This is a genomic window from Pseudemcibacter aquimaris, from assembly GCF_028869115.1.
Taxonomy (GTDB): Bacteria; Pseudomonadota; Alphaproteobacteria; order Sphingomonadales; family Emcibacteraceae; genus Pseudemcibacter; species Pseudemcibacter aquimaris.
The window spans coordinates 2093920-2104907 of record NZ_CP079800.1 but is presented as its reverse complement, the minus strand read 5'-3'; the positions used below and the strand labels follow the sequence as shown (position 1 = coordinate 2104907).

Sequence of the window (10988 nt, the reverse complement as noted above, 5' to 3'; positions counted from 1 at the left end):
TTTTTAAAATTTACTGATGTTAGTCGTTTTTACTTAATTTCAAAGCAATATTTTTTAGTTTGCACGTAAAATAATGTGGTGTTAGCCTGATTTATTATAAGAACAGGGGAATAATCATGCGAAATATCATTGCTTTTATCTTACTTTTTTTGCCGTTATCTGCGATTGCGCAAGATGACACGGGCATTGCTGGATTTATCCTACGCAGTGCCGGTTCACTTGAGGAAGCAGCAGATCGTTTGGAAGAAAGACTTGGTGATAAACATTTGGTTTATGAAACAATCGGTAATCATGAGGGGCATTCGCTTTATCTTGTGCTTCGCGGGAAAACTGGCGCGGCAGAGGTGCATGTAACAGAAAGTGATTATTATATTGGTGTACGTGGCCACACGACTTTTGTGATCGGTGGGGAGCTTGAAAATCCGAAAGAATTGCCCCGTAAACAAATACACGGGACAGGTATTAAGGGCGGGGAACGCCGTGTGATTGGTCCGGGCGATCTTGTTCATGTGCCGCCAAACACGCCCCATAACACGATCATCGATCCTGATGAACCATATATGTATTTACTATTTAAACTGGATGAAGAGCCATTGAATTAAGGGAGGCAAAAATGGAAGTATCAAGAAGAAGTTTTCTGGGGGGAACAGCAGCTGCAGCTACTTGCATGGGCATTGGTATTGAAAACAGTGTTGCTGCACCAAGTGGACAGTTTGATCTTTCGATGATGATGCCGGATGGTGCAATTCGCCTTAATTTTAATGAAAATGCCCTTGGCCCATCATCACTTGCTATTGCTGGCGCAGAAGCAGGCATTAAAGAAGGGTACCGTTATGCAATTGGCGGTTTCTTAAAACCCTTGCTCGCGGAATATCATGATATCGATAAAGACTGGATCTTGATGGGGACAGGGTCAACGGAGCTTCAGCGACTTGCGCCCATTTCACATTTACAAGATGGCGGGAATGTTGTGACCGGAACCCATACCTGGGATGGTGGATATCAAGTGGCCAAAAACATGGGGCGCGAAGTGAAGCATGTCCCGCTTATCCCTGAAAAAGGATACAGTTTTGATATTGACCGTATGATGGATGCGGTTGATGCAGATACCAAAATTTTTATGGTGGTCACGCCGAATAATCCAACGGGGGCGGTGGCACCCTATGATGAGCTTAAAAAAGTTGCGGACAACCTACCCGAAGGTGTTCTTTTCGTGATTGATGAGGCATACGCCGATTACCTGCCGGATGGATGGAAAAACGGGCTGGATCTGATTAAGGAAGGATATAAAAACGTTCTGATCACCCGCACATTTTCAAAGGCACAAGCCATGGCCGGTTTTCGTGTGGGATATGGTATTGGCCATCCTGATATTTTAAGCAAAATCACAAAATTCGGCTGCGGCCCCGGTTCCATCAGCATGGTGACATTTGGTGCTGTGCAGGGCGCGTTACAGGATATTGAACACACAAGAAAATCCCGTGCCCATGTTGAAAGTTGCCGCAATTATTTTGAAAGTGAGGCCGCAAAACTTGGCATCACGACTGTTGCCGGTGTGCCGCCCTTTATCCTTCTTGAAATGGGTGACCGCAGTGACGCGATCGTTGATGAGTTAAAGAAACAAAAAATCTTTATCAATTATGGGCGTAATTGGGGCCTTAATAGCCACATCCGAATTTCATATGGATTAAAATCGGAAAATGAAGCGTTCTTCAAGGCGTTTAAAGAGTTAATTTAAAGTTTCAAATTATTTCATTTATTGTATCCTGATGACATCAACATCTTTGGGAGGAGGCGTTCATGAAAAAAATCTTGGCTTTAATTTCAGTATTTATTGTATTTACAAATACGGCTGTTGCAAATGATGGAACCATTGCATTTGTCGGCGCAAGGATTATTGACGGGACGGACGCAACGCCCCTTGAAAATGGTGTGCTGGTAATCACCGATGGTCGCATTCGTGCTATGGGGTACATGGATGATGTGACGTTGCCTGACGGTACGACAGTGATTGATGTATCGGGTAAAACTATTATGCCGGGTATCATCAACGCCCATGGCCATGTGGGTGATGTAATCGGGCTTCAGGGTGGGCATTACACTGCGGATAATCTGTTGCGTCAGCTTTCCTTATACGCGAGATACGGTGTTACGACCGTCAACAGCCTGGGTGGTGATGGTGAAGAGGGCTTTGCCATCCGCGATATCCAAAATAACGCAGGTCTAAACCGTGCGCGTATTATGGTGGCGGGCAGTGTGGTTAGCGGAACTAATGAAGATGCCATCCGTGCAGAAGTAAACAAAAACGCAGATATGGGTGCGAATTACATAAAAATGCGCCTTGATGATAATCTGGGGCGGTCACAGAAAATGCCATATGAATTGTTTGATGCGCTACTGGATCAAGCCCACAATAGACGTTTACCGCTTGCCGTTCATTTATTCTATCTGGATGATGCCAAATATATTTTGCGGGCTGGTGCAGATTTAATAGCCCATAGCATTCGCGACAAGCATGTTGATGATGAATTTGTGGGGCTTATCAAATCAAAAGATATTTGTTATGTGCCGACCTTAACGCGTGAGGTATCTGCGTTTGCCTATGCCGAGAAACCAGAGTTTTTTAATGACCCGTTCTTTTTAAAAGAAGTTGATCCGGCTGTTCTTCGTGAATTAATGACGGCGGAAAGGCGAGAGCGCGTGAAAAACAGCCCAACGGCCGCCGGATATAAAGCGGGGCTTAATATTGCGATGGAAAATATCGACCTGTTAAACATGGCTGATGTCAAAATTGCAATGGGGACAGACACGGGTGTTGCCGCACGGTTCCAAGGGTATTTCGAACATATGGAAATGCACATGATGGCGGATGCGGGCATGTCGCCGATGGAAATTATTCGTGCCTCAACTGGTGTTGCGGCAGCCTGTATTGGTGCACATGATGTGGGCACCTTAACGCCCGGAAAATGGGGTGATTTGGTTGTGCTTTCTGATAACCCGGCTGAAGATATCAGAAATACAAAATCCATAGAAAGTGTCTGGATCGCGGGTAACAGGGTGCCGGATTAAAGCTGCTCCTTGCTCTGTAATCAAAGAATCGTTACACTTTAAAATTGATGTTGTTCTATAGTTTGATAGGGAAAAATAAGAAACTCACCATAAAAATGAGAGGGTCAATTTATGGAGCAGCTCTTTAAATTCATATGCATTTCATTTGCTTTATTCATCACGGTAATTAACCCGGCGTTATCGCAGGAAGACTATAAATATGAGCGTAACCGTTATGATGATTTAATTTCAACAAATGATCCAAACACGGAATCTAGGGGCGAAGTAAGTGGGATAGACCCTTACCCAGTGAAATGGATACCTTATGAAACCAGTTGCCGGTCATGTCGCGATCTTGCAAAGCAATATAATGAAACCATGCAAGATTTATTTAATGCTTATAGCATGATGAAAGCTCTTGAGGATCTTCGAGATATTTACAATAAACATAGACGCCCCATTCCGGAAAACCAGACAGATGAACAAGCAGCACAAGCATTACAAACGGCTATGGAAATGGCAGAATTATTTAATGAGAGCCTGCCCGTATTACAGCAAAATTATGATCAATTGAAATTGACTGCGCAAAGTTTAAAACGTGCACTTGATGCATGTGAACTTTCAAAATGTAAACCGAAAGGTGGCGAGCAGCCAAAGACAGAAATATCAATTCCCGGCGGTGAAATTATTAAGACGCCGGATTTATTCATTGATTGGAAAGGCCCATATTTTGAGGTTTGCAAAGACTGTAGAAAACAAGCGGAAAAACTGAATGAATTTTATCAGAAAGCACTTGATAACGTTAATGTCGTGAATGCTTTAAGGACACGCGTTGCATTTTTAAAAGCACAATTAATATTAAGCCGTGATTTTTTTGGGGATATACTTCTAAATAGGTTGGCAATGGAAAAAGCCGCAAGAGAGCAAGGCACAAAAAGAGATCAAACGGTATATGAGGCAGAGCAAGATAAAGAGGATTTAAAAAGAGAAAGAGATAAAATTGAAAAAATCTCTAAAGAATTACGAAATGCTGAAAAGGATCTTGAAAAAGCACTGAAAGAGCGGGACAAAATTAAGACTGATTTTGATAAGGCGGTAAAAGACCGTGATGATTGTATTGCAAAGAAATGTCCGCCACAGAAAAACGCCTGCACATTCCCGGAACAGGATTATGAAAGCATCATCATCGGCCCCAATGACGAGGTCGGCAGTTCTGCCCAAGCGGCAAAAGAAATGCGTGACAGGGTAACGGGCGCGGCCAAGGGGGCGGCAACCAAAGCCATTGGTAACTTGATCGGGTTTGGTGGTTTCGGCGGCGGTGGTCCAAAGGGGCCAAAAACAGATAAAGACCGCACAAGAGGTGATTTTTCACGTATTTCAGCGGGTGATACCAATTTGGATATCCGTGCGGGCTGGCATGATGATCAATTGATTGTCAGTACCGACATCGCCGATAGTCCAGATGACGGCACTTTCCATGCCCAGTGGTTAGAAGACAAGGATGGAAATATATTCCTTCCGACACGCTATCTGATTTTTGAAATGTACCGTGATTGGAAACTGACCGTTTCCTGGACAGAGGATCACTATGTCGACGGTGAACATGTTTTCCATGACGAGGGCCAAGAAATTACCACAGGTAGAGATCACCTTGGCACTTGGACTTTATTCGAAGGGGAAAATGCCAAATTAAACAGCATCTGGGCGATGCTTGGATTTGATACTGCGACCAAGGGGGTAAAACACCTTGGGGCCGTGTATGATATTCCAATGTCTGATTTCCCGGATGATTGTCAATTGCAACTGGTGACTCATGTTTCGGACCCAAGCAAGGAAACGGTTGGTACTCTTCCGGTATTGGCAAACTTGTTCAAACATGAAGATACACGCCGTAAAAGACCGGAAACAGTAATTCTTGTACAACCAACAATTATTGAACCCGGTGAGGAATAGGGTAAATAAAGTGCCGGTTACCCAATTTGAACCCCTAAAATAGCGGCGAGGGTTGCTGCGGAAAATAAGCCACCGATGGTGATCAGGCGGTAATAGATGCGGTTTGCGCGATCCTTATCTATGCGTTTGTTGATTAAGGCTGCCCTGATGCCCAGTGACACGTGCAGCCACATGAGTAAAACAGACAAGAAATAATATGGGATCAGGATGAAATATCCATTGATCAATCCGGCTTCACCGGTTGCGAAAATCCAGTCTGTCGGGGTATCCCTAAATCGTGCGCTAATGGTGGCATTGATGTGCGCACACAGGAATAAAACCAAATAAAAGCCCGTACCGATTTGAAGAACGCGAAACGTGTCCGGTTTTGCTTTCATATATCTGTTTGCCATTGGAATGCCGGTTGAAACCATAAGAAAGAATAGGAAAAGCATGATGGGTTCAATCACATCAGACGCGTAAAAAGTGCGAAGCAGTAATCTGATTTCTTCATGTTTTTCATTGGAAATAAGCGCGAACAGGTGATTGCTTAAATGGGCTCCGATAAACCCGACCACGAGCAATATGGCACTGATACGGTGAATTTTTTTAATGAGAACGAAATTCAGGGATGATTTTTGGGCTTTTTCTTGTGGCTCGCTTCCAAAAAACGCCCATGCGCCCAATAACAATACAAACCCAATCCATATGGGGGATTGCAATGAACTGATGCCAATCCATCCCGTTACTGTTCCCACAAATATATAAAAGGGTGGTGTCGCAACCAGTAAATTAAACGCAATTCTTAATTGATACGCATTTTGCGGCGGGGTTTTATTAATGCTTACCAGTGTTCGTAAACATTGAATGGGTAAGAACATCATTGTAAGCATGATAATCAGCGCAATTAATGCCCCTGTCATTGCCCCATTGTCATTATACTGTGCGATCGACCATGCATATGCACTTATAAAACCAGGATAGGCCGCCGCACAAAGTAAAATGACTGGCCACAGTTTGATATTCTTATCCATTTTAACCCCTATTAAGAATTAATTTTAAATGTAACTATAAGGGTGTGGGGCAAAAAACCAAGGATTTCTTTGGTGTTTTGGATCACAATTTCTTGATTGTGTCTTTAGATTTACTTGCCACTAATCCAGCTCAAGCCAAGTTGATTTCATGTTCGTGTATTTCTCAATAGCATGGATGGATTTATCGACGCCGATACCGGATTGTTTGTATCCGCCGAATGGCAAGGCAATGTCGATGCTGTTATAGCTGTTGATGGATACGGCGCCCGCTTGAATGTCACGTGCGGCGCGGTGGGCGACGTTAATGTTTGATGTCCAGATACCCGCGGCGAGGCCATATGGGCTATCGTTGGCTATTTCGATGGCTTCATCGATGTCTTTAAAGCTGATCGCGGCAATGACCGGGCCAAATATTTCCTCGCGTGCGATGGTCATATCATTGGTTACATTCTGGAATATGGTCGGGTTGATGTAATATCCGCTGTCATTAATGGTTGCGGTATCACCGCCAAGGACCAAATCTGCCCCTTCTTCTTTACCCTTGGCGATATAGCCGTTAATGCGGTCGAATTGTGTTTTATCAACAATGGCACCAAGATTGGTTTCCGGGTTTAACGGGTCACCGGGGACACGTGTTTTGCCGATTTCTGCAACACGGGCGACAAATTCATCACGAATGCTTTCTTCCACAAGTAATCTTGATGCAGCGGCGCAGATTTCCCCTTGGTTAAAAAATACATTCATGGCCGCATTCATGACGGCCTTATCCATATCGGGACAATCAGCCATAACGATGTTCGGGTTTTTGCCACCGCATTCAAGCCATACGGATTTCATGTTGCTTTGCCCGGAATATTCAAGGAACTTTTTCCCAACAGTCGTTGACCCGGTGAATGTTAAACAGTCCACATCGTTATGAAGGCCAAGCGCCGCACCGGCATCAATACCCGTTCCGGGCACCACATTAAACACACCATCCGGCATGCCAGCTTTTATGGCAAGTTCGGCCAGTTTAAGGATCGATTGCGGTGTTTGTTCGGATGGTTTAACAACCACGCTGTTACCGGCCGCAAGGGCAGGGGCAATTTTCCAGCATGCCATCAGCAGTGGGAAATTCCACGGCACAACCACACCAACAACGCCCATCGGTTCACGGGTGATACTGGCGCGCACATTATCGGGTGTTGCGATGATTTCATCGGTTAATTTATCGATGGCCTCGCCGTACCATTTTAATGCAGCACTGGCCAGATTGATATCGGCCATGCGGGCTTCCATAATTGGCTTACCCACATTGATGCATTCCATTAATGCCAGTTCATCAGCATTTTCATGAACTAGAACGGCCAATTTTTGTAAAACCGCACCGCGGTCACGGGCGGCCATGCGGGACCATGTGCCCTTGTTAAAGGCGGCACGTGCATAACGCACTGCCATATCAACATCATCACGGTTACAGGCGGAAATTTCCGCTGTGACCTGTTCGGTTGCCGGATTGATGGTCTGGTATATATTGTCGCTGGCGCTATCCACATAATCACCGCCGATAAATGGCTTTGTTTTATGTTCAAGTTCAGAGGCCAGTTTTTTCCAGCCATTATAATCAGGCAGATCCATATTATTTCCCCATAAAATTTTTCATTGTGTCAATAAAGGCTTTGTTTTCATCATCCGTGCCAACGGTGATACGCAATGTTTGATCAAGGCCATATGCGCCAAGCGGGCCAACCATGATACCGTTTTCTTTTAGAAAAGTATCACATGCTTTCATTTGATCGCGGCTTTCAAAATGTAACATAATGAAATTACAAACACTATCCGTGACCTTTAGTCCTATGGCGCGTAGCTCATTTGTCAGATAAGCTATGCCGTTCTGGCATTTCTTTAAAGTTTCATCTGCGTAATCCTGATCAAGAACGGCTGCAGCACCCGCCATTTGCGCGGGCTTTGATACGTTAAAGCCGCCCTTTAAATGCATCATGGTGTTGATTATATCGTTGGTGGAATATGCCCAGCCAATCCGCAGGCCGCTTAAGCCGTAAAGTTTTGAAAGCGTGCGTGTAACGATGACGTTTTCATGTTTATCAACAAGATCGAAACCACAATCATAATCATCCTTATCAGCAAATTCCGCGTAAGCCGCATCAAGAACCAGTAAAATATGATCCGGTAATTCTTCGCGTAATCTTACGACCTCGTCATATTTGACGTATGTGCCGGTTGGGTTGCCGGGATTATCAAAGAAAACAACACGGGTTTTATCGGTCACTGCATTTAAAATGTTATCAACCTGAATAACGAAATCATCGTCGTGTTGGATGGCTACCGCCGTTGCCCCTTGCATGGCGATGTTAAAACGGTAAACCATAAATCCATATCGTGGGTGGATAACCTCATCGCCTTCGCCGATATAGGCGCGCGCGATATAGCTTAAAATTTGTTCTGACCCGGCCGCACACATGATCTTGGTATCATCAAGGCCGTATTTTTCACCAAGAACCTGTCTTACATCCGCCGAATAATAATTCGGGTATCTGTTCAACATCCCTACAGCATTGTGATAAGCCTCAACCGCTTTTGGGCTTGGTGGATATGGACTTTCGTTAAACGCAAGACTGATTTTAAAGTCCGGCCCTTTTGTATTCGCGGGTGGCTGGATTTGTGGTGGTGAATCCTGCACATAATCATTTGGCTTGATTTTTGGTGAATTATTATCTGTCATATTGATTACTCGAAAAATTCCGGACGTTTCGGGGTAAAGATATCCAAATTAAGAACATCTTCGTCACCAACCACAACGGCGTGATGCATCACATTTGGTGGCACCACAAGCATTCCACCCTTGGTTAGGCGGAAAACCTCATCGCCCACGTGGAAATCAACGGTACCCCCCATGATATAAACGATTTGTTCGTAAATATGTTTATGTGGTTTTGGCTCGTGCTGTGGTTCAAGCTTATGCATGGCAAGGGTCGCCCCTTCACCCGTGAATGCCTTTTGATAAACGCCGTCACGGATTTTTTTCCATTCCATATCATCCCAGTTCACATTAGGTATCGTCATAATTTTTCCTTTAATTATTCGGGCGTAAATTCGCGCCAATATTCTTTATTATTTTGCTGTTCAGCATATGTTTTTACCTTATCAGCAGCAAGGCCGACCAAATCATTTGCCGTCATGTTCTTTTCATTCAGATAATCTTCTATCTGCTTTAATGATTTTTCGATTACTTCAAAACCACCAGTAAATATGGCACTGGTCATTTGCACCGCACTTGCACCGGATATCATGAACCGGATGATATCATTACCGTTACGGGCGCCATTGGTGGCCATAACCGGATAATTTTTACCAATGCGTTCACGGGTTTTTACCAAATGATGCGCGGTAAGCGGTAATGCCCATGATCCGCCAATGGCCGCATGGGTGCCAAGGATCGGTTCACCGGTCTCAATATCGGGAATAAAGCCCATATATCGCCCCATTAAGGTGACTGTGTCCGCGCCAGCCTTCATTGCCGCCTCTGCCATGGCAGGAACTTCGGGGCTTTGTCCCGCAAGCTTTATCCATAATGGCATATCAACAGCCGCACGTAATTTTTCTGTTATCTCACGGATATGATCCGCTTCCTGTTCAAGCAGGATTGCGCCCTTTGCGGCTTCTTTCCCATGCGGCGCGCCGACGTTGACCTCAAGTATTCTGATGCCTGCTTTTTCGACCTCTTTTGCCATGTGGATCAAATTGTCGATGTCTGCGGGGATCAGGCTCGCCACCGCGTAAGCATCATATGTTTTGGCAAGTTCGTCGGCCTTAATTGCAAGGTCAAGCCATTCATCAAATGGTAATGGGTGAAGGCCAGATCGGTTAAAAAGGCTCGCGCCCCGTGGCGGATTATGATCCCAGTTAATCTTGTTGAAATCACTGTCAATCAGGGCGTAATCGGTTTTTTCAAGCTGTTCTTTCGCCGCATCAGATTCGTTGGTGGATTTAATCACCACCGCTGCCGCGCCCGCTTTTAAGGCGCGTTCCATTCCGGAAAGTTCAATGAAATGCTCACCAGACCCACAAATCAGCGGATTTTTAAGCAGAGTGTCACCAATTTTGATGGCGAATTTGTTCATGAAATTCCCTATATTCATTTTGACAATTTCTCAATTATTGATACTCTGTTCCAAATATCAAGACAAATGTAGCAAATAGGGCAAAATGACAGAATTAATGACGCGACAATCTGAATTTCGCAGCCGCATGCTGGCTGGGGAAGAACTCATCGGCTGTTTTGTGAAAACACCGCATCATTCCATGGTGGAAGTCATGGGCAATTCGGAACTGGATTTCCTTGTGATCGATCAGGAACACAGCCCATTCGATCTTGGGGGCCTTGATGCTTGTTTACTTGCAGGAAAGGCAACAGACATGCCGATGTTTGTGCGTATTCAACAAAATACGGCGACTGGCATGCTGTGGCCACTTGATTGTGGGGCGACAGGGGTGATCGTGCCCCATGTGGCCACCGCAGAAAAGGCAGCCGAAATTGCAGGCGGCGGCCGTTACCGTAACGGAAACCGCGGTTTCGCCGGAACGCAGCGTGCGGGTGGATACAGTACAAAACCAATGAATGAATATATTGATCAGGCAGATAGTGAAACCGTCATCATCGCACAGATCGAAGACGTAGAAGCCGTCAACAACATTGAAGACATCGTGAAAGAGAAAGAAATTGACTGTATTTTCCTTGGCCGCATGGATTTAACCGTCGGTTACGGCGCATCATCGCCCACCGATGAAGTGGTTATGGATGCGGTAAGGCACGTGTGTAATGTGGCAAGGAAAGCGGGGAAACGCATTTCCGCATATGCAAAAACACATGAAAAAGACATGCTTCGTGAACTGGGGGTGACCATGTTCGCGCTGGGGTCAGAACATAACCTGATCCAATCCGGCATTCAGAATTTAAAAGACGAATTTTATTAA

General features: G+C 44.9%; 10 protein-coding genes. 5 read left to right on the top strand and 5 right to left on the bottom strand.

Annotation, left to right across the window (positions count from 1 at the left end; translation table 11 throughout):
* The first annotated feature begins 116 nt into the window (after window positions 1-116).
* From KW060_RS09945 to KW060_RS09930, 4 genes are all read left to right on the top strand, one after another.
* Window positions 117-602 (top strand): cupin domain-containing protein, encoded by a 486-nt coding sequence (locus tag KW060_RS09945; RefSeq protein ID WP_249034672.1) that lies wholly within the window; start codon window positions 117-119, stop codon window positions 600-602.
* A gap of 11 nt (window positions 603-613) precedes the next feature.
* Window positions 614-1738 carry a pyridoxal phosphate-dependent aminotransferase gene (locus KW060_RS09940; protein WP_249034671.1) on the top strand — a complete coding sequence of 375 codons (1125 nt, stop codon included), beginning with the start codon at window positions 614-616 and terminating at the stop codon, window positions 1736-1738.
* Window positions 1739-1800: 62 nt separating this feature from the next.
* Window positions 1801-3069, top strand: coding sequence for an amidohydrolase family protein (locus tag KW060_RS09935; protein WP_249034670.1), 1269 nt, complete (start codon window positions 1801-1803; stop codon window positions 3067-3069).
* A gap of 111 nt (window positions 3070-3180) precedes the next feature.
* On the top strand, window positions 3181-5001 hold the full coding sequence (locus KW060_RS09930; protein ID WP_249034669.1) for a hypothetical protein: 1821 nt from the start codon (window positions 3181-3183) through the stop codon (window positions 4999-5001).
* 17 nt (window positions 5002-5018) lie between these two features.
* On the opposite strand, the gene KW060_RS09925 is transcribed toward KW060_RS09930, so the two are convergent.
* The 5 genes from KW060_RS09925 to KW060_RS09905 all read right to left on the bottom strand — a co-directional run bounded on the left by KW060_RS09925 (window position 5019) and on the right by KW060_RS09905 (window position 10135).
* The gene (locus tag KW060_RS09925) at window positions 5019-6014 is read right to left on the bottom strand and encodes a hypothetical protein (protein ID WP_249034668.1); all 996 of its coding nucleotides are present in this window, start codon (window positions 6012-6014) and stop codon (window positions 5019-5021) included.
* A gap of 120 nt (window positions 6015-6134) precedes the next feature.
* Window positions 6135-7631 carry an aldehyde dehydrogenase gene (locus KW060_RS09920; RefSeq protein WP_249034667.1) on the bottom strand — a complete coding sequence of 499 codons (1497 nt, stop codon included), beginning with the start codon at window positions 7629-7631 and terminating at the stop codon, window positions 6135-6137.
* A 1-nt stretch (window position 7632) separates the two neighbouring features.
* The gene (gene hisC, locus KW060_RS09915; protein ID WP_249034666.1) at window positions 7633-8736 is read right to left on the bottom strand and encodes a histidinol-phosphate transaminase; all 1104 of its coding nucleotides are present in this window, start codon (window positions 8734-8736) and stop codon (window positions 7633-7635) included.
* A 5-nt stretch (window positions 8737-8741) separates the two neighbouring features.
* Window positions 8742-9077 (bottom strand): cupin domain-containing protein, encoded by a 336-nt coding sequence (locus KW060_RS09910; protein ID WP_249034665.1) that lies wholly within the window; start codon window positions 9075-9077, stop codon window positions 8742-8744.
* Window positions 9078-9091: 14 nt separating this feature from the next.
* Complete coding sequence (locus tag KW060_RS09905) at window positions 9092-10135, bottom strand: tRNA-dihydrouridine synthase (protein WP_249034664.1); 1044 nt, start codon at window positions 10133-10135, stop codon at window positions 9092-9094.
* An 85-nt stretch (window positions 10136-10220) separates the two neighbouring features.
* Between KW060_RS09905 and KW060_RS09900 the strand changes: the two genes are divergently transcribed.
* Complete coding sequence (locus tag KW060_RS09900; RefSeq protein ID WP_249034663.1) at window positions 10221-10988, top strand: HpcH/HpaI aldolase family protein; 768 nt, start codon at window positions 10221-10223, stop codon at window positions 10986-10988.

Bases quoted from the DNA above. Each gene is read 5' to 3' on its own strand.
- KW060_RS09925 (WP_249034668.1), bottom strand. From the start codon at position 6,014: ATGGATAAGAATATCAAACTGTGGCCAGTCATTTTACTTTGTGCGGCG.
- KW060_RS09935 (WP_249034670.1), top strand. From the start codon at position 1,801: ATGAAAAAAATCTTGGCTTTAATTTCAGTATTTATTGTATTTACAAAT.
- KW060_RS09930 (WP_249034669.1), top strand. From the start codon at position 3,181: ATGGAGCAGCTCTTTAAATTCATATGCATTTCATTTGCTTTATTCATC.
- KW060_RS09905 (WP_249034664.1), bottom strand. From the start codon at position 10,135: ATGAACAAATTCGCCATCAAAATTGGTGACACTCTGCTTAAAAATCCG.
- hisC (WP_249034666.1), bottom strand. From the start codon at position 8,736: ATGACAGATAATAATTCACCAAAAATCAAGCCAAATGATTATGTGCAG.
- KW060_RS09910 (WP_249034665.1), bottom strand. From the start codon at position 9,077: ATGACGATACCTAATGTGAACTGGGATGATATGGAATGGAAAAAAATC.
- KW060_RS09945 (WP_249034672.1), top strand. From the start codon at position 117: ATGCGAAATATCATTGCTTTTATCTTACTTTTTTTGCCGTTATCTGCG.
- KW060_RS09920 (WP_249034667.1), bottom strand. From the start codon at position 7,631: ATGGATCTGCCTGATTATAATGGCTGGAAAAAACTGGCCTCTGAACTT.
- KW060_RS09900 (WP_249034663.1), top strand. From the start codon at position 10,221: ATGACAGAATTAATGACGCGACAATCTGAATTTCGCAGCCGCATGCTG.
- KW060_RS09940 (WP_249034671.1), top strand. From the start codon at position 614: ATGGAAGTATCAAGAAGAAGTTTTCTGGGGGGAACAGCAGCTGCAGCT.